Source organism: Pseudomonas sp. A25(2017), from assembly GCF_002001065.1.
Lineage (GTDB): Bacteria > Pseudomonadota > Gammaproteobacteria > Pseudomonadales > Pseudomonadaceae > Aquipseudomonas > Aquipseudomonas kilonensis.
Window position 1 is genome coordinate 1 of record NZ_MUOA01000068.1, and the last position, 25452, is coordinate 25452.

Annotated in this window: 28 protein-coding genes; 24 read left to right on the plus strand and 4 right to left on the minus strand. The window is 63.1% G+C overall.

The window, feature by feature from the left end:
- Positions 1-315: 315 nt before the first annotated feature.
- A complete protein-coding gene (locus B0E42_RS16310) occupies positions 316-1221 on the minus strand; it encodes a LysR family transcriptional regulator (RefSeq protein ID WP_216598570.1) in 906 nt (301 codons plus the stop codon).
- Positions 1222-1428: 207 nt separating this feature from the next.
- Here B0E42_RS16310 and ycaC point away from each other — a divergent pair, with 207 nt between their 5' ends.
- Positions 1429-2055 carry an isochorismate family cysteine hydrolase YcaC gene (gene ycaC / locus B0E42_RS16315; protein ID WP_018603387.1) on the plus strand — a complete coding sequence of 209 codons (627 nt, stop codon included), beginning with the start codon at positions 1429-1431 and terminating at the stop codon, positions 2053-2055.
- Between the two features lie 110 nt (positions 2056-2165).
- A complete protein-coding gene (trxC, locus tag B0E42_RS16320) occupies positions 2166-2588 on the plus strand; it encodes a thioredoxin TrxC (RefSeq protein ID WP_053177851.1) in 423 nt (140 codons plus the stop codon).
- A gap of 151 nt (positions 2589-2739) precedes the next feature.
- Here the strand turns inward: trxC and B0E42_RS16325 are convergent, their stop codons facing one another.
- Positions 2740-3510: a ParA family protein gene (locus B0E42_RS16325; protein ID WP_003197050.1), complete on the minus strand. Its 771-nt coding sequence runs from the start codon at positions 3508-3510 to the stop codon at positions 2740-2742.
- A gap of 350 nt (positions 3511-3860) precedes the next feature.
- Here B0E42_RS16325 and B0E42_RS16330 point away from each other — a divergent pair, with 350 nt between their 5' ends.
- The 21 genes from B0E42_RS16330 (at position 3861) to B0E42_RS16430 (ending at position 22529) form a co-directional block, all read left to right on the plus strand.
- Complete coding sequence (locus B0E42_RS16330) at positions 3861-4589, plus strand: beta-ketoacyl synthase chain length factor (RefSeq protein ID WP_033062487.1); 729 nt, start codon at positions 3861-3863, stop codon at positions 4587-4589.
- Positions 4565-5374 (plus strand): 1-acyl-sn-glycerol-3-phosphate acyltransferase, encoded by an 810-nt coding sequence (locus B0E42_RS16335; protein WP_018603396.1) that lies wholly within the window; start codon positions 4565-4567, stop codon positions 5372-5374. Before B0E42_RS16330 ends, B0E42_RS16335 begins: the two co-directional genes overlap by 25 nt.
- Positions 5355-5612: a phosphopantetheine-binding protein gene (locus B0E42_RS16340; RefSeq protein ID WP_018603399.1), complete on the plus strand. Its 258-nt coding sequence runs from the start codon at positions 5355-5357 to the stop codon at positions 5610-5612. Before B0E42_RS16335 ends, B0E42_RS16340 begins: the two co-directional genes overlap by 20 nt.
- Positions 5613-5621: 9 nt before the next feature.
- Complete coding sequence (locus tag B0E42_RS16345) at positions 5622-5876, plus strand: acyl carrier protein (protein ID WP_003197040.1); 255 nt, start codon at positions 5622-5624, stop codon at positions 5874-5876.
- Positions 5873-6418 (plus strand): hypothetical protein, encoded by a 546-nt coding sequence (locus B0E42_RS16350; protein WP_018603423.1) that lies wholly within the window; start codon positions 5873-5875, stop codon positions 6416-6418. Before B0E42_RS16345 ends, B0E42_RS16350 begins: the two co-directional genes overlap by 4 nt.
- Complete coding sequence (locus tag B0E42_RS16355) at positions 6415-8094, plus strand: AMP-binding protein (protein ID WP_033062488.1); 1680 nt, start codon at positions 6415-6417, stop codon at positions 8092-8094. Before B0E42_RS16350 ends, B0E42_RS16355 begins: the two co-directional genes overlap by 4 nt.
- A 200-nt stretch (positions 8095-8294) precedes the next feature.
- The gene (locus B0E42_RS16360) at positions 8295-9029 is read left to right on the plus strand and encodes a glycosyltransferase family 2 protein (protein WP_018603427.1); all 735 of its coding nucleotides are present in this window, start codon (positions 8295-8297) and stop codon (positions 9027-9029) included.
- On the plus strand, positions 9026-9970 hold the full coding sequence (locus B0E42_RS16365) for a glycosyl transferase (protein ID WP_053177849.1): 945 nt from the start codon (positions 9026-9028) through the stop codon (positions 9968-9970). The genes B0E42_RS16360 and B0E42_RS16365 overlap by 4 nt, the downstream gene beginning before the upstream one ends.
- Positions 9951-11495, plus strand: a complete 1545-nt coding sequence (gene hutH, locus B0E42_RS16370; RefSeq protein WP_033062489.1) for a histidine ammonia-lyase — start codon at positions 9951-9953, stop codon at positions 11493-11495. Before B0E42_RS16365 ends, hutH begins: the two co-directional genes overlap by 20 nt.
- Complete coding sequence (locus tag B0E42_RS16375; protein ID WP_018603433.1) at positions 11488-11913, plus strand: thioesterase family protein; 426 nt, start codon at positions 11488-11490, stop codon at positions 11911-11913. The genes hutH and B0E42_RS16375 overlap by 8 nt, the downstream gene beginning before the upstream one ends.
- Positions 11910-12503 (plus strand): outer membrane lipoprotein carrier protein LolA, encoded by a 594-nt coding sequence (locus B0E42_RS16380; RefSeq protein WP_077506851.1) that lies wholly within the window; start codon positions 11910-11912, stop codon positions 12501-12503. The genes B0E42_RS16375 and B0E42_RS16380 overlap by 4 nt, the downstream gene beginning before the upstream one ends.
- Positions 12487-14826, plus strand: coding sequence for an MMPL family transporter (locus B0E42_RS16385; protein ID WP_077506852.1), 2340 nt, complete (start codon positions 12487-12489; stop codon positions 14824-14826). The genes B0E42_RS16380 and B0E42_RS16385 overlap by 17 nt, the downstream gene beginning before the upstream one ends.
- Positions 14823-15980 carry a sodium:proton antiporter gene (locus B0E42_RS16390; protein ID WP_077506853.1) on the plus strand — a complete coding sequence of 386 codons (1158 nt, stop codon included), beginning with the start codon at positions 14823-14825 and terminating at the stop codon, positions 15978-15980. The genes B0E42_RS16385 and B0E42_RS16390 overlap by 4 nt, the downstream gene beginning before the upstream one ends.
- Complete coding sequence (locus B0E42_RS16395) at positions 15967-17214, plus strand: NAD(P)/FAD-dependent oxidoreductase (RefSeq protein ID WP_077506854.1); 1248 nt, start codon at positions 15967-15969, stop codon at positions 17212-17214. Before B0E42_RS16390 ends, B0E42_RS16395 begins: the two co-directional genes overlap by 14 nt.
- Before the next feature lie 10 nt (positions 17215-17224).
- Positions 17225-17953, plus strand: coding sequence for a class I SAM-dependent methyltransferase (locus B0E42_RS16400; protein WP_018603443.1), 729 nt, complete (start codon positions 17225-17227; stop codon positions 17951-17953).
- Positions 17950-18432: a DUF3261 domain-containing protein gene (locus B0E42_RS16405; RefSeq protein WP_053177843.1), complete on the plus strand. Its 483-nt coding sequence runs from the start codon at positions 17950-17952 to the stop codon at positions 18430-18432. The genes B0E42_RS16400 and B0E42_RS16405 overlap by 4 nt, the downstream gene beginning before the upstream one ends.
- On the plus strand, positions 18429-19625 hold the full coding sequence (locus tag B0E42_RS16410) for a beta-ketoacyl-[acyl-carrier-protein] synthase family protein (protein WP_077506855.1): 1197 nt from the start codon (positions 18429-18431) through the stop codon (positions 19623-19625). The genes B0E42_RS16405 and B0E42_RS16410 overlap by 4 nt, the downstream gene beginning before the upstream one ends.
- Positions 19622-20089 (plus strand): hotdog family protein, encoded by a 468-nt coding sequence (locus B0E42_RS16415; protein WP_014336202.1) that lies wholly within the window; start codon positions 19622-19624, stop codon positions 20087-20089. The genes B0E42_RS16410 and B0E42_RS16415 overlap by 4 nt, the downstream gene beginning before the upstream one ends.
- A complete protein-coding gene (fabG, locus tag B0E42_RS16420; RefSeq protein WP_053177841.1) occupies positions 20086-20814 on the plus strand; it encodes a 3-oxoacyl-ACP reductase FabG in 729 nt (242 codons plus the stop codon). The genes B0E42_RS16415 and fabG overlap by 4 nt, the downstream gene beginning before the upstream one ends.
- Complete coding sequence (locus B0E42_RS16425) at positions 20814-22040, plus strand: beta-ketoacyl-ACP synthase (protein WP_053177840.1); 1227 nt, start codon at positions 20814-20816, stop codon at positions 22038-22040. Before fabG ends, B0E42_RS16425 begins: the two co-directional genes overlap by 1 nt.
- A 42-nt stretch (positions 22041-22082) precedes the next feature.
- Positions 22083-22529, plus strand: coding sequence for a hypothetical protein (locus B0E42_RS16430; RefSeq protein WP_018603453.1), 447 nt, complete (start codon positions 22083-22085; stop codon positions 22527-22529).
- Between the two features lie 574 nt (positions 22530-23103).
- On the opposite strand, the gene B0E42_RS16435 is transcribed toward B0E42_RS16430, so the two are convergent.
- Both B0E42_RS16435 and B0E42_RS16440 read right to left on the minus strand, forming a co-directional pair.
- Complete coding sequence (locus B0E42_RS16435; RefSeq protein WP_053177839.1) at positions 23104-23424, minus strand: PAAR domain-containing protein; 321 nt, start codon at positions 23422-23424, stop codon at positions 23104-23106.
- Complete coding sequence (locus B0E42_RS16440) at positions 23421-23972, minus strand: hypothetical protein (RefSeq protein ID WP_253278519.1); 552 nt, start codon at positions 23970-23972, stop codon at positions 23421-23423. The genes B0E42_RS16435 and B0E42_RS16440 overlap by 4 nt, the downstream gene beginning before the upstream one ends.
- Positions 23973-24351: 379 nt before the next feature.
- Here B0E42_RS16440 and B0E42_RS16445 point away from each other — a divergent pair, with 379 nt between their 5' ends.
- Complete coding sequence (locus B0E42_RS16445) at positions 24352-25338, plus strand: alpha/beta fold hydrolase (RefSeq protein ID WP_256578319.1); 987 nt, start codon at positions 24352-24354, stop codon at positions 25336-25338.
- Positions 25339-25452: the final 114 nt, after the last annotated feature.

The window sequence follows — 25452 nt, forward strand, 5'->3', positions numbered from 1 at the left end:
ATCCCGGCATGGATGCCGGGATAGCCGCGCTGGGCCATGGATGGCCCTTCGCGGCGGGCCCACGGAGCAATGCCGGAGTGAGGGCATGCCGAGCCTAAGCGAGGCACCGAGTGGTGGGGCAGAAGCGTTTTGCTTACTTTTGACTGGGCCGGCTCCCGGGCTTCTCAAAAGTGAGCCGCCGTAAGGGCGGAACCCTAAGCAGCCATTACCGCAACAATGGATATGTACTCAGTCAAAAACCCCGACCAACTATCAGGCCAGCATCGCAAGCAAGCCCACACACAAGGGAAATACGCTGGCATAGTGGCCTCCACGCTACGCCATATCACTCTGGCTGAACTCCTCGGCCAGAAAATCAATCAGCGCACGCACCGACGGCAGCAACCCGCGTCGCGAGGCAAAGATCGCATGGACGATCCCGCACTTGGGCGTCCAGCCCGGCACCAGTTCCACCAATCGGCCGGCCGCTATGTCTTCGCGCACCACCACGGCGGGCAGGTGGGCGACGCCGATGCCGGCCAACACGGCGTGACGCAGGGCCAGCAGGTCGTCGGTGACCATGCGCGGTTCATGGCGGATCAGCGCGCGGGTGCCGTCCGGGCCGAACAACTCCCACTGGTATTCCCGCTGCGCCGCGCCCCAGTGCACGCTGGGCAAGCCATTGAGGTCCGCCGGGGAAGCCGGTGAAGACAAGCGCTCCAGAAACGCCGGGCTACCCACCAGGCACTGGGTGCTGTTGCTCAGCACTTTCATGACCATGTCGGTGTTTTCCAGCGGCGGAAAGCGCACCCGCAAGGCGATATCGAACCCTTCATGGATCAGGTCGACCCGGCGGTTGGTGCTCTCGATGAACAACTCCACCCGTGGGTACTTGAGCATGTAGCGAGTCAGCATCGGCCCGACCCAGCTGTTGAGCAGCGCCGTCGGGCAACTGATGCGCACCAGCCCCTGGGGTTCGGAGCGGTTGCGCTCGATCACTTCCGCCGCGCTCTCGGCCTCGACCCGCATCGCCAGGCAGCGCTGGTAATAGGCCTGGCCGATCTCCGTCAACGTGCAGTGGCGGCTGGTGCGATGGAGTAACCGCACCCCGAGCCGCTCCTCCAACTGGGCGATACGCCGGCTGAGCTTTGACTTTGGCATGTCCAGCGCCCGGCCCGCGGCGGCGAAACCGCGGTGCTCGACCACCTGGGTGAAGTAGTAAAGCGTGTTGAGGTCTTCGATGATCGTTCTCCAAATAGAACGCTAAGGCGAATTTTTGCAGTCTAGCGCATCAAAGGTGCCAGTTTTAATCTACACCCATCGAAACGCAACACGGATTGAAGCCGGGGCGCTTCGATCGGATGAGTCACTGATCAATCGCAACACCGCCATTAAAAACCTTAACCACGCCGAAACCTTCGGCAACCAAAACTTAATGAGGGCTACGCCATGACCACTTCCTACAACCGTCTCGACAAAGATAACGCCGCCGTTCTGCTGGTCGATCACCAAGCCGGCCTGCTGTCCCTGGTACGCGACATCGACCCGGACCGCTTCAAGAACAACGTGCTGGCCCTGGCTGACCTGGCAAAGTACTTCCAACTGCCGACCATCCTCACCACCAGCTTCGAAACAGGCCCCAACGGCCCGTTGATGCCAGAACTCAAGACGCTGTTCCCGGATGCGCCGTACATCGCTCGTCCTGGCCAGATCAATGCCTGGGACAACGAAGATTTCGTCAAGGCGATCAAGGCCACCGGCAAGAAACAACTGATCATCGCCGGCGTCGTCACTGAAGTCTGCGTAGCCTTCCCGGCACTGTCGGCCCTGGCCGAAGGTTTCGAAGTGTTCGTGGTCACCGATGCGTCCGGCACGTTCAACGAGCTGACCCGTCAATCGGCCTGGGACCGCATGTCATCCTCCGGTGCGCAACTGATGACCTGGTTCGGCCTGGCTTGTGAACTGCACCGCGACTGGCGCAACGACGTGGAAGGGCTGGCGACCTTGTTCTCCAACCACATCCCGGACTACCGCAACCTGATGACCAGCTACAACACGCTGACCAACGCCAAATAACAGCCACACCGATTTACCCCTGTGGGAGCAAGCTTGCTCCCACAGGGGTTTTTGTGGTGGTTTCTATATAGTGTTCAATCTGTGCCAAAGATTTTCTGGAGACTGACCTGATGCTGATCCCCTGCCCCCATTGCAACGGGCTCAATCGCATACCCGCCGAACGCCTGGGCGACCAGCCCAAGTGCGGGCGCTGCAAGGCCCAGGTGTTATTGAGCAAACCGTTCGAACTCAAACAAGGCGACTACGCCAGCCAGATCAAGGGTGACCTGCCGTTGCTGGTGGATGTGTGGGCCGATTGGTGTGGGCCGTGCAAGTCCTTCGCGCCCGTGTTCGAACAAGCCACCGCACAGCTGGTGGGCAAATGCCGGTTGGCCAAGCTCGACAGCGAGGCCAACCAGCAACTGTCGGCGCAGTTGGGCATTCGCTCGATTCCCAGCCTGATTCTGTTCAAGGACGGCCGGGAAGTAGCGCGCCAGAGTGGGGCGCTGCCGTTGCCGCAGTTGATGGCTTGGTTGCGCAGCCAGGGGATTTGAAGCCATGAGATAACTGTGGGAGCGGGCTTTGTGGGAGCAAAGCTTGCTCGCGATCCAGACGCTGCGGTCCTCAAGAGACCGCGGCGTTTTCATCGCGGGCAAGCCTTGCTCCCACACAGTTGCTCCCACATGGGTTTTGCACAGGTCAGATTCAGGCGCTTTCCAGCAGGCTATGCAACTCCATGAACTGCAGGGTCAGCTTGTGCCGCGGGTCGAGGTGGATCAGCGGCAGGCTGGCCTGGTGGGACTCGCGCATACGCACCGAACTGCTCAGGTACACCGGCAATACGGGCAGGCCTTCGGCGATCAGCTCGTCAAGAATCTGTTGCGGCAGGCTGGCCCGGGCCTGGAACTGGTTGACCACGATGCCTTCGACTTCCAGGCCTTCGTTATGGTCGTCCTTGAGCTCTTCGATTTCCGCCAGCAGGCCGTACAGGGCCTGCCGGGAGAAGCTGTCGCAGTCGAAGGGGATCAGCACCCGATCGGCGGCGATCAATGCTGAAACCGCATAGAAATTCAGTGCAGGCGGGGTATCCAGGTAAATCCGGTCGTAATCCTCCTCCAGCTCTTCAAGCAGTTTGCGCAGCTTGTTGATCTTGTGCTTGGCCTCAAGCTTGGGCTGCAGATCCGTCAGTTCCGCCGTGGCGGTGATCACGTGCAGGTTGTCGAACGGCGTTTCGTAGATATCCACCTTGTTCTTTTTCGAGAACGGCCCGGACGACAGGGTTTGCTTGAAGAAATCGGCAATGCCCATGGGAATGTCATCGCCGGTCAAGCCAGTCAGGTATTGAGTGGAGTTGGCCTGGGCATCCAGGTCCACCAACAGCGTGCGATAGCCTTCGCTGGCGCTGACTGCCGCCAGATTGCAGGCGATGCTGGACTTGCCCACGCCACCTTTCTGATTGAACACCACACGCCGCATGTCAAAACCTCCGTGTATCAAAGATTCCCGAGTGTAGTAGGCAGCGACACTGCTTAGCTACCTTCTGCGTAGAAGGACTACAGCAACAGTGGCTTTTCCAACGATTCGGACGTCAATTCGCCCAGACCGTGACAGAAACAACCGACAGACCGGCTCGTGCTGATCGCGACCATGGTCCGGGTCTGGCCTTGAGCGGACCAACTCGTACATTTCGCTGGGCAAAATGTAACCAGTATTTGCTACAAGCCAACCGCACCGGGATAATGCGCGCCACTTGGGTCGCAAGGCCATGCAGGGTTGGACGCGGGTCAAACCACTGAACCGTGACAATAAAAGCCCGCAGGGGTGGGATGAAGTTTGTGATCAATTTCAATATCGCCCAATGGCGCGCATGGGCCCCTGGGCTCGAAAGCGTGGACGATTGGCAGGCATGGAGCCGACAGCCGGTCGTATTGCCGCCCAGCGATGCCGCCCCTGACGTATCGTTCCTGCCGGCCATGCAGCGCCGGCGCCTCAGTCGCCTGGCGCGGATGGCCTTCAGTGTTGGCTGGCCGTTGGCCGAGGGTCGGCCGGACCTACCGTTGGTCTTTATTTCCCGCCACGGTGAAACCCCGCGCACGTTTGAGATTCTCAAGGACCTGGCAGCCGATCAGCCATTGTCGCCGACCCAATTCAGCCTGTCGGTGCACAACGCGGTGATTGGCCTGTGGTCGATCATGCGCGGCGAAACCAGCGAAATGACCGCCCTGGCCGCGACCGGCGACGGGTTGGAGCACGGTGTGCTGGAGGCCGTCGCGCTATTGAACGAAGGATCGCCTGCGGTGCTGCTGGTGATCACCGAAGAACAACCTCCGCAAGTCTATGCTCCGTGGGTCGATGACGTGCCGTTTCCCTATGCCATGGGCCTGCTGCTGACCCCGGGCGATGACTGGCAACTGGACCTGTGCGCGCAGGCCGGCCAATCGTCTGGTAGCGACTGGCCCCATGCCCTGGATCTGTTGCGTACCCTGCTGAACAACGAAACCACCTGCCAACATGCCTGGAAGAATCGTGTATGGACCTGGCAACGCAACCGGTGACCGGTAAACATCGCGACGCCTATTACTGGCGCCTGGTCGCGACCGCAGCAAGCTTCGCCCTGTTCGGGCTGGGCGGGCTGTGCCTGCGTTTGCTGGTATTCCCGTTGCTGGCCTGGTGGCCCGGCGATGCCCAGGCTCACCGTCAAAGGGCGCGCCGCACGGTCGGGCGGTTGTTCTGGTTCTTTATTCGGTTCATGGCCCGCACCGGCGTGCTCACCTACCAGATCGATGGCGCCGAACGGCTCGGGCGCCCCGGGCAGATGATCATTGCCAACCACCCGTCGCTGATCGACGTGGTGTTCCTGATCGGGCTGGTGCGCGATGCCAACTGCGTGGTCAAGCAAAGCCTCTGGGACAACCCCTTTACCCGTGGCCCACTGCGTTCGACCCAATACATCAGCAACGACGGCAGCATGGACATGCTCGATGCCGCCAGCGACGCCCTGCAAGAGGGCCAGACGCTGATCGTCTTCCCCGAAGGGACGCGCACCCAGCCAGGCCAGGTGCCGGCCTTTCATCGGGGGGCGGCGGCCATCGCCCTGCGGGGTGCGAAAATCCTCACACCCGTCACGATCAAGGTCTGCCCCACGACCCTGACCAAGGCTGAACCCTGGTATCGCATCCCCCAGCGCCGCGTGCACTTCAGTTTCCGCGTCGGGGCCGATATAGACCCACAGGCGTTCGCCGCGCTCGGCCCGCCTCCCCAGGCTTCGCGCAGGCTCAACGATTTTCTGCATCACTATTACATCAAGGAGCTCGCCGAAGATGAGCGATCTGCACCGTGACATCAAACAGCTGATCATCGACGCCCTCGGCCTGGAAGACATCGGCATCGACGACATCGGCGACCACCAGACCCTGTTCGGCGAAGGCCTGGGCCTGGACTCGGTGGATGCCCTGGAGCTCGGCCTGGCGATCCAGAGGGAGTACGGCATCAAGATCGATGCCGACGCCAAGGACACCCGTAACCATTTCAGCAATGTGGCAAGCCTTGCGGCCTTCGTCACTGCAAAACGCCCCTGAGACCGGATCATGCAAACTCGTGACGACATTTTCCACACCCTGCGCGATGCTCTGGTCGAGCTTTTCGAGCTGGACCCTGAGCGTGTGACGCTGGAATCGAACCTGTACCAGGACCTGGAAATCGACAGCATCGATGCAGTCGACCTGATCGACCATATCAAGCGCCAGACCGGCAAGAAAATCGCCGCCGAAGAATTCAAGTCGGTGCGCACCGTCAATGACGTGGTCGAGGCGGTTTATCGACTGGTCCAACCGGCCGCATGACCCGGCTGATTGGCCTCGGCCTGCTGCTGGCGGGCCTGCTCTACCCCTTTGCGGTGTATTTCGGCATGGAGCACTTCGCCCCGTGGCAGTTCGGGCTGCTGCTGGGCAGCCTGTGGCTAGCCCGGGCGTTGCTTGGCAAGGGCGGGGCCGGCAGCCGCTGGATGGCGGCCACAGCGATCGTGTTTTGTGTATTGCTCGCGCTGTTCGACAGCCCGCTCCTGCTGCGCTGGTACCCGGTGCTGATCAGCGCGTTCATGCTCGGGCTGTTCGTGCTGAGCCTGAAATACGGCCCGCCGATGATCGAACGCCTGGCCCGCCTGCGCGAACCGCAGCTGCCGGCCAAGGCGGTGGTGTATACCCGTCAGGTCACGGTGGCCTGGAGTGTGTTTTTCCTGTGTAACGGCTTGCTCGCCGCCGCCCTGACCCTCTGGGCGCCGCTGAGCTGGTGGATGTTGTACACCGGCCTGATTTCCTACGGATTGATGGGGCTGCTGTTTGCCATTGAATGGCTCATACGACAACGGGTAAGAGGCCGCCCATGAATTGGATAACACTTGAGCAGATGCTGCTCAAGGCTCAGCCGGAACGCACCGTTGCGGTCGATCCGGCGCTGAATCACTCGCAACTGCGGGACGCGGCGTTGCGCCTGGCGGCCGGCCTGCACGCCCGGGGCGTGCGGCATGTGGCGGTGCACCTGGAAGATGCCGCCGACCTGGCCATCACCCTGCTCGGTGCCTGGCGCGCCGGGGTGCGGGTCCTGCTTCCCGCCGACCTGCAAACGCAGACACGCCAGCGCTGGGCGGCGGACGTGGATCTGTGGCTGACCGACCAGCCCGGCGACACCCATCCCAACGACGTGCAACAGGCGCCGATGGACGCCGCCGAACTGGACCTCGATCACTGCTGGCTGAGCCTGTGCACCTCCGGCTCCAGCGGCGAGCCCAAGCGCATCGAGAAAACCCTGCGCCAGTTGAGTAACGAGGTCCTGGCCCTGGAACACCTGTGGGGCGCCGACCTGGGCCCGGCCTGCATGATCGGCAGCGTTGCCGCACAACACATCTACGGGCTGCTGTTCCGGGTGCTGTGGCCGCTGTGCGCCGGGCGTGCGTTCGTGCGTCGGCAATTGGCCTTCCCGGAAGACCTGCAACGTGCCAGCCGTGAGCAACCGGCCTTCGCCTGGGTCGCCAGCCCGGCGCTGCTCAAGCGCATGGGCGACAACCTCGATTGGCCGGCCTTGAGCTGCGTGCGCCGGGTGTTCTCCTCTGGCGGCGCCTTGCCCCCCGAGGCTGCGCAAAGCCTGCAGCAGCGCCTGGGGCAATGGCCGACGGAAATTTTCGGCAGTTCGGAAACCGGCGGCATCGCCTGGCGCCAGGGTGACGGATTGTGGCAACCCTTTGCCGACGTCGAGCTGAGCCAGGACAGCGACGGCGCCTTGCTGATCGCCTCGCCCTATCTGCCGGCCGGGCATGTGGAACACACCGCCGACGCGGCACGAATCGCCGAAGATGGGCGCTTTGAGCTCCTCGGGCGACTGGACCGTATCGTCAAGCTCGAAGAAAAACGCATCTCCCTGCCGATGCTCGAACAAGCGCTGGTAACCCACGACTGGGTCAGCGAAGCGCGGCTGGGGGTGGTGCAGGAAAATCGCGCCTCCCTCGGCGCGCTGCTGGTGCTGAGCGACGCTGGCCTGCGAGCCTTGCGCAACCAGGGCCGGCGCGCCGTCACCGAGGGCCTGCGCCGGCACCTGAGCGAACATTGCGAAACCCTCGCCCTGCCGCGGCGTTGGCGCTGGCTGCGGCAGTTGCCGCTCAACGCCCAGGGCAAGCTGCCCCAGGCCGAAGTCGAGGCGCTGCTGATGGCGCCACGCCCCAAGGCTCCCGAAGTGTTGGAACACGTCGAAACCGACGGTGAGTGGAACCTGCAACTGGTCGTGCCGCCAGACCTGGCGTACTTCAGCGGCCACTTCCCCACCGCGCCGGTACTGCCGGGCGTGGTGCAGGTCGATTGGGCCTTGAGCCTGGGCCGGCAATTGCTGGACCTGCCGCCCCGCTTCGTCGGCATGGAAGTGCTGAAATTCCAGCAACTGGTTCGCCCCGGCGATGAAATCCAGCTGCACCTGCGCTTCGACCGCGAGCGCTGCAAGTTGTACTTTGCCTACCGCAATGACACGGCGGCGTGCTCCAGTGGACGGATTGTGTTGGGGGTGGCCGATGATTAACTCACATGTGCTCACCACTCCCCTGTGGCGAGGGAGCTTGCTCCCGCTGGGCTGCGTAGGAGCTGTCGAGTGCAACGAGGCTGCGATCTTGTCCCTAGCAATTGAGTCCAAAGCGAAAGATCAAAAGATCGCAGCCTCCGGCAGCTCCTACGGCGGGAGCAACCTCCCTCGCCACAATGGATTTGTGGAGGGCAGAAAACATGCATAACCCCTGCGCCGTCATCCCGGTCTACAACCACGAAACCGCCATCTCGGCCGTGGTCCAGGCGTTGCTCGCCAACGGCCTGCCCTGCGTGCTGGTGGATGACGCCAGCAGCCCGGCGTGTGCCGCCGTGCTCGATCGGCTGGCCGAGGGCGAGCGGGTTCACCTGGTCAGGCTGGCCGTCAACCAGGGCAAGGGCGGCGCGGTGATGACCGGCTTGCGGGAAGCGGCGCGCCTGGGCTTCAGCCACGCCTTGCAGGTGGACGCCGACGGGCAGCACGATCTTGGCGACGTGAAGACGTTCATCGAGCAATCCCGTGCCCACCCGGACGCGGTGATCTGTGGTTATCCGCGCTACGACGCCAGCGTGCCGAAAGGTCGTCTGTACGCGCGCTACCTGACCCACGTGATGGTCTGGATCAACAGCCTGTCCCTGCAAATCCGCGACTCCATGTGCGGCTTTCGGGTCTACCCCTTGGCACCGACCCTGGCGCTGATCGACTCGGCCAATATCGGCAAGCGGATGGATTTCGATTCGGACATCCTCGTGCGCCTGGCCTGGCGCAATCAGCCGATGCACTGGCTGCACACGCGGGTCCATTACCCTCAGGACGGGGTCTCGCACTTTCGCCTGTTCCACGACAACGTACTGATTTCCAGCATGCACACCCGGTTGTTCTTCGGCATGCTGGTGCGTTTCCCCCTGATTCTCTGGCGACGGTGGCGGGCATGAGCGTTCAGGAAGACAAGCAGCATTGGGCCGACCGCCAGGAGCGCGGCAGTTTCTGGCTGATGAAACTCACCGCGCTCGCCGCCAAGGTGCTCGGTCGGCGTTTGCTGACCCCGGTGCTGTACGGCATCGTCCTGTACTTCTTCATTTTCGGCCGCAGCGCTCGCCAGGCCGCCTGGCAATATCAGCAGCGCCTGGCCGACTGGAGCGCACGTCCCGAGCTGCGCCCGACCCGCTGGCGGGTGTTCGGGCAGTTCATGGCCTTTGCCGACTCCCTGCTGGACAAGCTCGACGTCTGGAACGGCAAGCTGAGCATCGACCAGATCGAAATCGTCGACCCGGCGCTGCTGCGCAATCATCTGCGCGATGCCCGCGGGCAAATGCTGGTGGGCGCGCACCTGGGCAATCTGGAGATGTGCCGGGCCCTGGCCGAGCTGGGCGAGAAAGTCACCATGAACGTGCTGGTGCACACCAAGCACGCCGAGCAGTTCAACCGTTTGCTGGGCGAAGCCGGTGCCACGCACTTGCGGCTGATCCAGGTCAGCGAGCTGAACCCGGTGATCATGTTGCAGTTGAGCGAGCGCCTGGAGCGCGGCGAGTGGCTGGCGATTGCCGGCGACCGCGTACCGCTGCACGGCGGGCGCAGCGTGACCGTGGACTTCATGGGGCTTGCGGCCGCATTCCCCCAGGGCCCCTGGCTGTTGGCCGGCCTGCTGAAATGCCCGGTCAACCTGCTGATGTGCCTCAAGCACGAGGGACGCTATCGCGTCACCCTCGAACCCTTCGCCGATGCCGTGGTGTGGAAACGCAACGACCGCGAGCAAGTGATCGCCTACTGGGCTGGCCGCTACGCCGAGCGCCTGGCGCAATACTGCCTCCAGGGGCCCCAACAGTGGTTCAACTTTTACCCTTTCTGGAAGACCGATGACGATGCCCACTCTTGAGCCGGTAACCTTCGGCGAACGCCCCTTGCGCATCGAAGATGTGCTGGCCCTGGCCAACCGTCAGGCACCAACGCAGTTGCAGGATGACCTGGCGTTCCGCCAGCGCATCGCCAAGGGTGCGCAATTCCTCGATTCCCTGCTGGACAAGGAAGGCGTGATCTACGGCGTGACCACCGGTTACGGCGACTCCTGCGTGGTGGCCGTGCCGTTGCACCACGTCGAGGCCCTGCCGCGTCACCTGTACACGTTCCACGGCTGCGGCCTGGGCAAGCTGCTCGACGCCCAGGCCACCCGTGCGGTGCTGGCGGCGCGTCTGCAGTCGCTGTGCCACGGTGTGTCGGGGGTGCGGGTGGAACTGCTGGAACGCCTGCAGGCCTTTCTCGAACACGACATCCTGCCGCTGATTCCGGAAGAAGGCTCGGTGGGCGCCAGCGGCGACCTGACGCCGCTGTCCTACGTCGCCGCCACGCTGTCCGGCGAACGGGAAGTGATGTTCCGTGGCGAACAACGATTGGCCGCTGATGTGCACCGTGAACTGGGCTGGACCCCATTGGTGCTGCGGCCCAAGGAAGCCCTGGCGCTGATGAACGGCACCGCCGTGATGACCGGCCTGGCCTGCCTGGCCTTCGCCCGCGCCGACTACCTGCTGCAACTGGCGACCCGCATCACCGCGCTGAACGTCGTCGCCCTGCAAGGCAACCCGGAACACTTCGACGAACGCCTGTTCGCCGCCAAGCCACACCCGGGGCAGATGCAAGTCGCCGCGTGGCTGCGCAAGGACCTGGCGATCGACGCCCCCACCGCGCCGCTGCATCGCCTGCAGGATCGCTATTCCCTGCGCTGCGCGCCCCATGTGCTTGGGGTATTGGCCGACAGCCTGGGCTGGCTGCGCGCGTTCATCGAAACCGAACTCAACAGCGCCAACGACAACCCGATCATCGACGCCGAAGCCGAGCGCGTGCTGCACGGCGGGCACTTCTACGGCGGGCATATCGCCTTCGCCATGGACAGCCTGAAGAACCTGGTGGCCAACGTCGCCGACCTGCTCGATCGCCAGCTCGCACTGCTGGTGGACGAGCGCTACAACCATGGCCTGCCCAGCAACCTGTCCGGCGCCAGCGCCGAGCGGGCGATGCTCAACCATGGCTTCAAGGCCGTGCAGATCGGCACCAGTGCCTGGACCGCCGAAGCCCTGAAAAACACCATGCCGGCCAGCGTGTTCTCGCGCTCCACCGAGTGCCACAACCAGGACAAGGTAAGCATGGGCACCATCGCCGCCCGGGACGCGATCCGCGTGCTGGAGCTGACCGAACAAGTCGCCGCCGCCACCTTGCTGGCCGCCAACCAGGGCGTCTGGCTGCGCAGCCGTGCCGAAGACGCGCGCCCACTGCCGCCGGCCCTGGCCGCCATGCACCAGCAACTGGCCGAGGATTTCCCTCCGGTGATCGAAGACCGCGCCCTGGAAGGCGAGCTGCGCCTGTGCCTGCAACGCATCGCCGAGCAACACTGGAGGCTGCATGCGTAACCAAGGCGTTTTGCACGTTGACACACACATCGTGGTGCCGTTCTTCGATGTCGATTCGATGAACGTGGTCTGGCACGGCCACTACGTCAAATACCTGGAAGTGGCCCGCTGTGCCTTGCTCGACCTGATCGGCCACAACTACAACGACATGCTCGAATCCGGCCATGCGTGGCCGATCATCGACCTGCAATTGCGCTACGTGCGCAGCGCCGTGTTCGGCCAGGCCCTGACCGTGCGTGCCAGTCTGGTGGAGTGGGAAAACCGGCTGAAGATCAATTACCTGATCAGCGACGCAGCCACCGGCGACCGCTTGACCCGTGCCAGTTCGGTGCAAGTGGCCGTGGACCTCGCCAGTCGCGAAATGCTGCTGGCCTCGCCCCGGGTCTTTGTTCAAGCCGTGGAAAGGAAACTGCCATGAAGCGCCTGGTTATCTGGCTGTTGCTGTGCTGCCTGGCGCCCGCTGCCCAAGCGTTCGACTTGCAACAACTGAGCGAGCAACTGGCCCGCCCGGAGGTGATCCACGGGCAGTTCATCCAGGAAAAACACCTGCGCGCCCTGCCCCAGCCCCTCACCAGCAAGGGCCGCTTCGTGCTGGCGAAAAACCACGGCCTGCTGTGGCTGCTGCAAACCCCACTGCAACAGGACTACCGCATCACCGCCCAGGGCATCGCCCGGCGAGACGGCAGCACCTGGCAGATGTTGCCGAACAAGAGCGCCGGCGCCGAGCAGAACCGCTTGTTCCTGGCCGTATTGCAGGGTGACAGCACAGGCCTGCAGCGGGATTTCGAACTGAGCCTGTCGGGCGAGCCGCAACAATGGAAGCTCACCCTGACCCCGCGCTCGGTGCTGCTCAAACAGGTTTTCAACCAGATCAACATTGACGGCGGCGAACTGGTACAGCGCATCGAACTGCTGGAAACCCAGGGCGACAGCACCGTGCTGCGCATGCAGGACGCTACCCCTGCGCAACCGTTGAGCGAAGCGGAGCAACATGATTTTGCCGAGTGAACGGATGCTGCCCCGGCTGTTCCTGATCCTGCTGCTGGCGGTGCTCGCGCTCGCCGGTTGGCAATGGCGTAACGGCGCGCCGCTGTCGGCCAATCTCATGGAGCTGGTGCCGGGTACGTCACCCGATGCCCTGGAGCTGATCGCCGAACAACGCATGCAGGAGCCGCTCAATCGCGAGGTGCTGGTGCTGGTCGGTCACACCGATCGCCAGCAAGCCATCGCCCTGGCGCAGACCCTCGGCGAGCAATGGCAGGCCAGCGGCCTGTTCGACAAGGTGCAGTGGACGTTGCAGGCCGACTTGCCGGCGCTGCGCAGGCAATTGCTCGACGGGCGGCTGGCGATGCTCTCGGCGGCGGACCGGCAGCAATTGATCGAGCAGCCCGAGGCGTTCATCCAACAGCGGGTGCAGGCCCTGTTCGACCCATTCAGCGGCTTCAGCCTGGTGCCGAACCAGGACGACTGGCTGGGCCTGACCGGGCGCATCCAGAACAGCCAGCCACAACGCGGCGCGATAAAATTCGACATCGGCAGCGGAGCGTTGGTCGCCGATGCCGACGGTAAAAGCTGGGTGATGCTGCGGGCCCGCGCCCAGGGCAACGCCTTCGACATGAACCTGCCGCTGCAAGTGGCCGAGCTGCTGCAACGCAGCCGCGACCAGGCGTCCCAGGCCCAAGGGCAACTGCTGGCGGCCAGCGGCCTGCTGTACGCCGCCAGCGGCCAGCAACAGGCGTCGCGGGAAATCACCTGGGTCGGCGGTGGCGCGACGGTCGGCATCTTGCTGCTGCTGTTACTGGCCTTCCGGCGCCTGCGCGTGTGGCTGGCGTTCGTGCCGGTGCTGGTGGGCATTCTGTTCGGCGCGGTGGCGTGCGTGGCCTTGTTTGGCCGCATGCATGTCATGACCCTCGTCCTGGGTTCCAGCCTGATTGGCGTGGCCGTGGATTACCCGTTGCACTACCTGTCCAAGAGCTGGAGCCTGAAGCCATGGCGCAGCTGGCCGGCCTTGCGCCTGACCCTGCCGGGGCTGAGCCTGAGCCTGGTGACCACCTGCATCGGCTACCTGGCCCTGGCCTGGACGCCCTTCCCGGCCCTGACCCAGATCGCGATCTTTTCCGCCGCCGGGCTGGTGGGCGCCTACCTGAGCGCCGTCTGCCTGCTGCCGGCACTGCTCAAGGGGGCCGACTTGCGTCCGGCCCAGTGGCCGCTGCGGCTGTGCGAATGCCTGCTCCAGGCCCGCCAAGCGCTGTTGGCGCGGGTGCCCACGCCAGTGCTGCTGGTGTTGCTGCTGAGCTTTTGCGCAGGCGGCCTCTGGCACCTGACCACCAAAAACGACATTCGCCAGTGGATCGGCACGCCCCAGCACCTCACCGACGAAGCCCGCGACATCGCGCGCATCACCGGTTTCCAGCCCACCAGCCAGTTCTTCCTGATCCGCGCCGACGATCAGTCCCAACTGCTGGAGCGCCAGACCGCCCTCAACGAGCGGCTGGATCAGTTGATCGGCCTGGAAAAACTCCAGGGCTACCTGTCGCTGAACCAACTGGTCAGCCCCCCCGCCGAACAGCAGAACGTGCGTGAGGCCCTGGCCCGCTTGCCAGCCTTCTGGCAACCGCTGCTGGACCTGGGCGTGCCGGTCGCCGCGCTGCAAGCGGAGATGGCGCAACTGCAAGCCTTGCCGGTGGAAGACATCGATGCCGCGTTGACCGGGCCCCTGGCCGAGCCCTATCGCACACTCTGGCTCGGACCGACAGGGCAAGGCGTGGCCGCCATGATCAGCCTCCAAGGCTTGAACGATGCCGCATTGCTGCGGGTGCAGGCGGTGGATTTGCCGGGCGTACAACTGGTGGATCGCCTGGGCGACCTGAACCGAGTCTTCGCTGCCACGCAGGTCAGCGCCGCCGAATTGAAACTGGCCTCCTGCGTGTTGATTGTGCTGGTGCTGATCTGGCCGTTCGGTGTCGGCGCGGCCTTGCGCATCGTCGCCCTGCCATTGCTGGCCGCGCTGTGCAGCCTGGCGAGCCTCGGCTGGCTGGGGCAGCCACTGACCTTGTTCAGCCTGTTCGGCCTGTTGCTGGTGACGGCCATCGGTGTCGATTACGCGATCCTGATGCGCGAGCAGATCGGCGGTGCCGCCGTGAGCCTGCTGGGCACGTTGCTGGCGGCGGTCACCACCTGGCTGTCGTTCGGCCTGCTGGCGCTGTCCAGCACCCCGGCGGTGAGCAACTTCGGCCTGGCAGTAAGCCTGGGGCTGGCCTTCAGCTTCATGCTGGCGCCGTGGGTCGGACATCAGGCCCACGCGGCAGCGATCGCGGAGCCCGCCCCATGATGATCCTACTGTTCTGGCTCATGGCCCTGGGGCTATTCGCAGTCGCGACCCACATAGGCCGTCGCTTCGGGTTGATCCCGATTGTCAGCCAGTTGTTGCTGGCGACGTTCGGCCTGCCGCTGCTGATGTATTTCTGGATCGAGCCGGGCTGGCAGCTCAGCGGCGCGCAACTGGTGTCGCCGGTGTGGCTGAAGAACCTTTACAGCCTCGCGTTCGCGCTGTTGCTGGGGCACATCCTCAGCGACGTGATCGACCTGCGCCTGGACCGCCAGAGCGTGAAAATCGCCCTGCCAAGCTTCGTCGTTCCGTTCGCCTGCGGTCTGGCGACAGCGTTCTGGCTGCTGCCGCCCCAGCCCTGGATCAGCTCCCTGGCGGTGGGACTGCTGTTTGCGATCACGGCGATCCCGGTGCTGTACCTGTACCTGCATCACATCGATTACCCACCCGCCGCCACACGGCGACTGGTGCAAACGGCGATCCTGATCGACCTGGCCTGCTGGAGCCTGTTCGGCCTGGCCCAGGGCAGTCTTCACCTGGGCAGCCTGCTGTTGCCGTTGGCCGGCGCCTGTGTGCCGCTGCTGTTGCGCCTGGTTGGCCTGCGCCAGCCGTTGCTGTACAGCGGCGTGTTTTTTGCCTTGCTGGTGGTGGCCGAGCACTACCGGCTCAATGCCCTGATCGTCGGCATCGGCTATCTGCTGTGCATGGCCGCGCTCAAAGTGCCCTTGAGGCTGCCGCTCAATATCGCCTGGATGCAGGGTTTGCAGACATACCTGGCGATCCCGCTGATCCTCACGTTCGGCATTGTGCAGATCGACGTCCACAGCGCCATGAGCAGCCTCGACGGGGTGCAATTGACCGCGTTGCTGCTGTTGCCCATTGCCAGCAAACTGCTGGGCAACTGGCTGGGCCTGGGTTGGGCCACAGCATCATTCGCCGGCGCCAGTCGCTGGCGCGAAAGTATCCTGCTGAACATTCGCGGCTTGAGTGAAATCGTCTTCCTCAACCTGCTCTTGCAACAACAACTCATCAGCCCGGCGTTGTATTTCACGCTGATGCTGATGGGGCTGATCGCCACATTGCTGCCGGCCGTGGCCGGTTTCCACCGTATCCCCTCGCTTGCCGTCCCGGCCAGGAGCTCCCGTGCCAACAGTTGAAACGGAACGTCGACAGGTCGTCATCATCGGCGCAGGCCCTTCCGGCGCCATCGCCGCCGCGCTGCTCAAGCGCAAGGGCCACGATGTGCTGGTCATCGAGCGCCAGCATTTCCCCCGGTTCTCCATCGGTGAGAGCCTGTTGTCCCATTGCCTGGATTTCGTCGAAGAAGCCGGCATGCTCGACGCGGTGAATGCCGCCGGGTTCCAGCGCAAGAACGGCGCCGCGTTTGCCTGGGGCGAGCGCTACAGTGCCTTCGATTTCGGCGACACCTTCAGCAACGGCAAGCCCACGACCTTCCAGGTGCAACGCGCCGATTTCGACAAGTTGCTGGCCGACCAGGCCGCCCTGCAAGGCGTGGAGATCCGCTACGGCCAAGCAATCACCAGCGCCGATTTCAGCCTCGCCAAACCACAACTGGGCGTGCAGCGCGAAGACGGCAGCGAGTACTGCGTCGAAGCCGATTTCGTGCTCGATGCCAGCGGCTATGGCCGAGTCCTGCCGCGTCTGCTGGACCTTGAGGCGCCGTCGAACTTCCCGGTGCGCCAGGCGGTGTTCACGCATATCGAAGATCGCATCGACGCCCCGGCTTTTGATCGGGACAAGATCCTCATCACCACCCACCCGAGCAAACGCGACGTGTGGTTCTGGACCATTCCATTCAGCGACGGGCGCTGCTCGGTGGGTGTGGTTGCAGCGGCGGAACATTTCGCCGGCCGCACCGACGACCTCGATGCCTGCCTGCGCGGTTTCATCGATGAAACCCCAAGCCTGGCCGGCGTGCTGCAGAACGCCGTGTGGGACACCCCGGCGCGGACCATCGGCGGCTACTCGGCCAACGTCAAGACCCTGCACGGCCAAGGCTTCGCCCTGCTGGGCAACGCTGCGGAATTCCTCGACCCGGTGTTCTCCTCCGGCGTGACCATTGCCATGCGCTCGGCGAGCATGGCCGCCGACGTGCTCCACCGTCAGTTGCAAGGTGAACCCGTGGATTGGCAAAGCGAGTTTGCCGTGCCGCTCAAGCGCGGCGTCGACACCTTCCGCTGCTATGTCGAGGGCTGGTACGCCGGCACCTTCCAGGACGTGATTTTCTACACCGAAGGCTCGGACGACATCCGCCGCATGATCAGCTCGATCCTGGCCGGCTACGCCTGGGATCAGCGCAATCCGTTTGTCAGCGAACCCAAGCGGCGCCTGCGCATGCTCTCGGAAATCTGCGCGAGCCCGACGCCATGAGTCAGCAACCATGAGCTACCTGAGCGACAACTACGTCGAAGAAACCCGCTTCGGTTTCTGGTTCCTGCGCAGCCACACCTGGCAGCACCATGTGTTGCGCGTGGCGATCAACGACCTGCGCAGCCTGTTCAGCACCCCGCTGCCGAGCAACCCGGTGCTGCTCGACGCTGGCTGCGGCCAGGGCAAATCATTCCAGTACCTGCGCCAGGTGTTCGCGCCACACCACCTGATCGGCGTGGATGCCGACCCCCACAGCCTGGACCTAAGCCGGGAGGAGGCCGCGCGCCAGGGCATGACCGTGGAGCTGATTGGCAGCGACTGCGCGACATTGGCAGTGCCGGATGCCAGCGTCGACCTGCTGTTCTGCCACCAGACCTTCCATCACCTGGTGGAGCAGGAAAACGCCCTCGCCGAGTTCTACCGCGTACTCAAGCCCGGCGGCTATTTGATGTTCGCCGAATCCACCGAAGCCTACATCGACACCTGGGTGATTCGCTGGCTGTTCCGTCATCCCATGCACGTGCAGAAAAGTGCCGCGCAGTACCTGGAGATGATCCGTGGGCAGGGTTTCCAGTTCGAAACCTGCAACGTGTCCTATCCGTACCTGTGGTGGAGCCGCGCCAAGGACTTCGGCTTGCTGGAGCGTTTTGGCCTGCGCCGGGCCAAACCGTTCGGCGAGCGAGAGGAAACCCTGGTCAATGTGGTGGCTCGCAAGCCCGTCGAAGGGGCCATCGGATGATTCGTGCCCTGCTTATCGGCTGCCTGTTGCTGCTCAGTGCCTGCGCCAGCCATGCGCCGCTGCCCGAGCGCACGCCAACCCTGGCCTTGCCGATGCAACTGCACATCGAGCGGACAATGGCCGGCCAACGCCAGGATTGGCTGCTGGTGATCCAGCGCGAAGACGCCGGCATCCGTTGGTCGATGATGGACCCGCTGGGCATTCCCGTGGCCCGCCAGCGCCTGGTCGCGGGCCAGTGGCAGGCCGACGGCCTGCTGCCGCCCAATGCCGAGGCCCGGGAGTTGTTCGCCGCGTTGTTGTTCGCCCTGACCCCCGAAGCCGAACTGCCCGGCAACTACCCGGCCGCCCGGCAACAGGCGGCGCAACGGACCCTCGATAGTCGCTGGCAGGTGCGCTACACGCAGCCGCTGGATTTTGAAATGAGCCTGCCCCAAGGCCCCCGCTACCGCATCACACCGTTGACCGAGAACACCCCATGACCGCCTATTTGAATGCCCTCGGGGTGATCTGTGCCCTGGGCCGCGACAAGCACAGCGTCGCGCGCAACCTGTTTGCCGGCGACTGCTCGGGCGTGCGTATCAAGGACGGCTGGGTCGCCGAACGTGCGTTGCCGGTTGCCGCGGTGCCGGGTGAACTCGCCCCCATTCCCCCAACCCTGTTGGCGCACCGCAGCCGCAACAATCAACTGCTGCTGGAAGCCGGGCTGCAGATTCGCGCCGAGATCGACCAGGCCATCCAGGCCTACGGTCGCGCCCGCATCGGCATCGTGTTGGGCACCAGCACTTCGGGGATCGATGAGGCCAGCCAGGGCATTGCCCATTACCTGCGCGAACAACACTTCCCCGACGGCTACGACTACCAGCAACAGGAACTCAGCGCGCCGGCCAACTTTCTTTCCGACTGGCTCGGCCTGAGCGGCCCGTCCTACGTGATTTCCACGGCCTGCACCTCCAGCGCCCGCGCCTTGATGAGCGCCCGGCGCCTGCTGGACCTGGGCCTGTGCGATGCGGTGCTGTGCGGTGGCGTGGACAGCCTGTGCAAACTGACCCTCAACGGTTTTTCCGCACTGGAAGCGGTGTCGAACGAACGCTGCAACCCGTTTTCGGTGAACCGCAGCGGCATCAACATTGGCGAAGCAGCCGTGCTGTTCCTCATGAGCAAGACGCCGGGCGAAGGAGCACCGATTGCCTTGCTCGGCGACGGTGCCAGTTCCGATGCCCACCATATTTCCGCACCTGAACCCAGCGGTCGCGGCGCCCGCCAGGCCATGGAAAAAGCCCTGCGTTGCGCCGGCCTCGAGGCCAGCCAGATCGACTACCTGAACCTGCACGGCACCGCCACGCAACACAACGACGCCATGGAAAGCCAGGCGGTGGCCGGGCTGTTTCCGGCGGGCGTGCCCTGCTCGTCCACCAAGCCCATGACGGGCCATACCCTCGGCGCGGCCGGGGCACTGGAAGCGGCGTTCTGCTGGCTGGCCCTGAGCGCAGAGAACACCGCCCTGGCCCTGCCGCCGCATGTCTGGGACGGCCAGGCCGATCCGGCCCTGCCGGCGCTGGACTGGGTCACCGCCGGCACCCACCTGAGCCCGGCCACCCCGCGCCGCCTGATGAGCAATTCATTTGCATTCGGCGGCAACAACGTCAGCCTGATTATCGGAGACGCCCCATGATTGACTGGCCGCTCGCCGAACTGCTGCCCCATGCCGGCGACATGATCCTCATCGACCGGATCCTGTCGTTCGATGACGAACAGATCCATACCCACGCCACCGTCAAGCCCGGCGGTTTGTTCAGCCGCGACGATGGCGCGCTGCCGGCCTGGGTCGGCATCGAGCTGATGGCCCAAAGCGTCGCCGCCTTTGCCGGTTGCCATGCACGCCAACGGGGTGATGCCGTGGCCCTGGGCTTTTTGCTCGGCACCCGCAAGTTCGAATGCAACGTCGAGTGTTTTCCAGCCGGCGTCGAGCTGACCATCCACGGCGTGCGCTCCCTGGAAGACGACAACGGCATGGGCGTGTTCGAATGCCACATCCACGCCCCCGGCATCCACGCCACGGCCCGGCTCAACGTATTCCGTCCGCCCCAGGCCGCCCATTACCTTCATGAACCGTCCGCAACAGGAAACCCGTCATGACTGAATCCGTACTGGTCACCGGCTCCAGCCGTGGCATCGGTCGCGCCATCGCCCTGCGCCTGGCCCAGGCCGGGCACGACATCGTGCTGCACTGCCGCAGCGGCCGCGCCGAGGCCGAGACGGTCCAGGCGCAAATCCAGGCCCTGGGCCGCAACGCCCGGGTGCTGCAATTCGACGTGGCCGACCGTGCCGCGTGCAAGGCCATCCTCGAAGCCGACGTCGACACCCACGGTGCCTATTACGGCGTGGTGCTCAACGCCGGCCTGACCCGCGACGGTGCCTTCCCGGCCCTGAGCGAAGACGACTGGGATGTGGTAATGCGCACCAACCTCGACGGTTTCTACAACGTGCTGCATCCGGTGATGATGCCGATGATCCGTCGTCGCGCCGCCGGGCGAATCGTCTGCATCACCTCGGTTTCCGGACTGATCGGCAATCGCGGCCAGGTCAACTACAGCGCCTCGAAGGCCGGTTTGATCGGCGCGGCCAAGGCGTTGGCAATCGAGCTGGGCAAGCGCAAGATCACCGTCAATTGCGTCGCGCCAGGCCTGATCGACACCGCCATGCTCGATGAAAACGTACCCGTGGAAGAACTGATGAAAATGATCCCCGCCCAGCGCATGGGCACCCCGGAAGAAGTGGCGGGTGCGGTGAATTTCCTGATGTCCGCCGAAGCCGGCTACATCACCCGGCAGGTCCTGGCCGTCAACGGAGGCTTGTGCTGATGAAGCGCGTCGTCGTCACCGGCATGGCCGGTATCACCTCCATAGGCAGCGACTGGGAGACCATCGCCGCCAACTTCGCCGCCAACCGCAGCGGCATCCGGCGCATGGATGAGTGGGACCGTTTCACCGAACTGAACACCCGTCTGGCCGGCCCCATCGACGACTTCCAGGTCCCGGCCCACTGGACCCGCAAGCAACTGCGCAGCATGGGCCGCGTTTCGCGCCTGGCGGTGGGCGCGGCGGAACAGGCCCTGGCCGACGCCGGCCTGCTCGGCGACGAATCGATCAAGGACGGGCGCATGGGCGTGTCCTGCGGTTCCTCCACCGGCAGCACCGATGAGATCAAGGCGTTCGGCAACATGCTGCTCAACAGCGTGGCCGAAGGGTTGAACGCCAATTCCTACGTGCGAATGATGCCCCACACCACGGCGGCCAACATCAGCATCTTCTTCGGGCTGACCGGGCGCCTGATCCCCACCTCCAGCGCCTGCACCAGCGGCAGCCATGGCATCGGCTACGCCTACGAAGCCATCAAGTTCGGGCGCCTGCCGTTGATGCTCGCCGGTGGCGCTGAAGAACTGTGCCCGACCGAAGCGATGGTCTTCGATGCGCTCTACGCCACCAGCCTGAAAAACGATGCGCCGCAAACCAGCCCGCGCCCCTACGACAAGGACCGCGACGGTTTGGTGATCGGTGAAGGCGCCGGCATGCTCGTGCTTGAAGAACTGGAACACGCCCTGGCCCGTGGCGCACGGATCCATGCCGAGATCGTCGGCTTTGGCAGCAACGCCGACGGCCAGCACGCCACCCGTCCCGAACTGAGCACGATGCGCCGGGCCATGGAACTGGCCCTGGAAGATGCCGGCCTCGAGCCCTCGGCCATCGGCTACGTCAACGGCCACGGCACCGCCACCGAACAGGGCGACATTGCCGAAACCCTGGCCACCAGCAGCCTGTTCGGCGAACACATGCCCATCAGCTCACAGAAGAGTTTCCTCGGCCACACCCTGGGTGCCTGCGGGGCGCTGGAGTCCTGGTTCAGCATCGAAATGATGAACCGCGACCTCTACGTGCACACCTTCAACCTCGATGAGGTTGATCCCCAATGCGGCAAGCTCGATTACCTGCGTAACGAGTTCAGGTCGATGAGCAACGAATACGTGATGAACAACAACTTCGCCTTTGGTGGGGTCAACACCTCGCTGATTTTCCGCCGCTGGCACTGAATCGGATTCAAAACCCTGTTGCCCCTCGTCAAGGAGACCATGATGTCGTTGAAGAAAATCGCCGTGACCGCCGCCCTGTTGCTCAGCACCCTGCCAAGCCTCAGCCAGGCCCGTGATACCGCGCTGTTCCTGCCGTTCGACAAAGTCGTCGCCGAAGCCATCCGCACCGGCAAGATCGACGGCAGCGTGAAGTTCTACCTGGCCGGCAACAAACCGGCCGGCAACGTCACCGTGGTCAGCCCAGGTGCGGTGACCAACAAGAAAACCAACGCTTTCAACAAATCCGATGAAGTGGCCTGCGAATGGGTCCTGCAATCGGCCCTGATCAGCCTGCACCAGGCCGCCAAGAACGCCGGCGCCAATGCCGTCACCAACATCGTCAGCTTCTACAAGCGCAACGAACGCAAGGACTCCACCACCTACGAATGCCACGCCGGCGCGATCATGGCGGGTGTTGCGTTGAAAGGGGATTTGGCGAAGGTGCAATAAAAAAGCGCCTGTTGAGCCATTAGAGAAGCCTGACGACTAATGCCAGGCCATCAAACACCCTCATGTGGGAGCTGAGCCTGTGGGAGCAAGGCTTGCCCGCGATGCAAACACCTCGGTCTAGCAGATAGACCCAGGCGATGCCATCGCGAGCACGCTCGGCTCCCACAGGGTTGGGTGGTGTACCCAGATATTGCGAACACCAAAGATCCACTGTGGGAGCGAGCCTGCTCGCGATAGCGGTGGGTCAGCGCCGGTGATGTCGGCTGTGCTGCCGTCATCGCGAGCAAGCTCGGCTCCCACAGGGTTGGGTGGTGTACCCAGATATTGCAAACACCAAAGATCCACTGTGGGAGCGAGCCTGCTCGCGATAGCGGTGGGTCAGCGCCGGTGATGTCGGCTGTGCTGCCGTCATCGCGAGCAAGCTCGGCTCCCACAGGGTTGGGTGGTGTGCCCAGATATTGCAAACACCAAAGATCCACTGTGGGAGCGAGCCTGCTCGCGATAGCGGTGGGTCAGCGCCGGTGATGTTGGCTGTGCCGCCGTCATCGCGAGCAAGCTCGCTCCCACAGGGTCATTAAGCCAGTTGAGCGGCTCGGCTGGCTTGCGGTGCGGGGTCTGCATTTTTGTAGGTGACCCAGAATACCGAGGGGATCAGTCGCGCTTTGCAGGGGCAGGTACTGTGGCTATCCAGGGTGCCGGCCATATGCCTGCCATGGCTGACCATGTGCCCGATACCGCCCCTGATCTGATAGGTGTTCCCGTCCTTTCCACAAGAGACGCGGTCACCTTCGCGGGCATGCTGCAGGCCAAACATGTTCACCTTGCCGTCGCCATCCAGCACTTTCCCACCGCACGTGGTCTTGTCACCCTGACCAATGAAGTAACCCTCGTTCATTGGATGTTCTCCTTCACCGCATTCGAGTGCAGGCGATGAACCTCCGCCAACCTAAGCCCAGGCAAAAAATCCTCCGCCATCGGCACACCCTCCCGCACGATGATCATGAAACGCCTCTGAAGCGTATTAATGATCTCATCGCCATTGCTCAGGCGACTGCCCACCAATGCAATGTTGCTATTGTTTTTCCCAGCACCAGTGATGATCCGTGCCGTGCTGCCATCGGCATACACCACCTCATCGCCTTTTTGCGCGGCGCGTACCTTCCAGCCATTGTCCAAGGTGAACGTCAACGACGATGACACTACTTGCTGGATCGTTCCGCCGTTACGCGTCTGGCTGCCCTCGGTGGCCACTCGGTAGATGGCAATTGGCGGATGAGCTTCGACGAAGGCTTTTTGTCGACTCATGAACGCCGCGACTTCTTCGCCGTAACCCTCCAGTTGCCGGGGCTCCAAGTACAAGTCATCCAAATGACGAAGAGCTTCATGGGAGATTTCGTTGGTGTAGGGGGCATCCAAAGATGAGTGCATTTCCAGGGACCTCATTCATGGGCTTCAGGCTGCATCCCTTGCCACTGGGAAGGAGCGCTGAGCCGGCGGCTTCGGAATGATGAATAAGACGTTGCAGCGCGGGCGAGTCGCAACCCCTGCGAAGTGGTCTGTGCAACGAATCGGAAGTGTCGTAACTAGAAATGCGCGTTTTCCTACAGTCGAAGGGTATTTGACACAACTTTTCGTCCCCCCTGTCCTGCTGATGACGATCGAAGCAGCGCTCTTTGCCGCCTGTCGGAACTGTCAACTCTGACAGTTCGATGGGCTTCGCAATAGCTTCAGGCTTTAGCCGTTATCCAGGTCGACGCTCGATAAAACTGTTCGACCTTATGAGCTGCAACTCGCATCTCAAGAAAATTAATCTGGTCCAAACATGGATAAAAAATTGATGAGCACAATAGCCTGGTCGGGCCGCACAGCCATATCTCGCAAACACCCCGCCACATCACCTTCTACGGAACAAGACAGCGCCGTTGTCGACGGCGCGACATTTACCCATGGCTACGCATGCGTGAACGGTATTCGCCTTCACTACCTTATGGGCGGTGATGGTGAACGCCCAATTTTGCTGGTGCATGGGTTTCCGGGCAGTTGGCGTAGCTGGGAGCCGTTGATGGGCGCATTGGTGCGTGCCGGTTATACACCCATCGTTCCTGATTACCGCGGCGCTGGCGAAACGGATATTTCAGTCGGTGGCTACGACAAAAAAAGCATGGCCCATGATCTGCACGAACTGGTCACCCTCTTGAACATCAATCAGGTCGATATCATTGGCCATGACATCGGCTTGATCATTGCCTACGCCTACGCGGCACTTTATCCGGATGAAACCAAACACATCGTATTGATGGATGGATTCATTCCAGGCATCCCCGGGTGGGAAACCGCTTATAACGGAAACCCCGCTGTGGGCACTACCAGCAAATGGCATTTTCGCTTCTTTGGCAAAACGGCCATTGGCATGATCAGAGGGCATGAAAAAACCTACCTGGATATGTTTTTTGATGACTTTGTATTCGAGGGCAACGACAAAGTGCCAGATATGGTGCGACAGGCATTGATAGAAGACTACTCTCGACCCGATCGCATGGAAGCGGTATTCAAGCTTTATGCAGCCTGGGTAGAAAATGACGCGAATGACAACCTGGAGTTTGCCAAGAATAAACTGACTATTCCGCTGCTCACCATCGGCGGGGACCATTCGAGAGGAAAAAACCTGGCCGAACAGGCTCTGCACATCGCAACGCAACCGCATTCATTGATATTGATCAATACCGGCCATTGGGTGCTTGAGGAACAAACTCAGGCTACCCGCGATGCAATCCTGGCATTTCTGACGATAAAAAATGTCGGGCAATAGGCCATCATAAGATCTGATGGTGGGGTATGAACGAAGAAGGACGCCTCCTTTGGGCTAATGCCTATCAGTTAGGCGCAAACGGCATAAGTCCTGTGGGAGCAAAGCTTGCTCGCG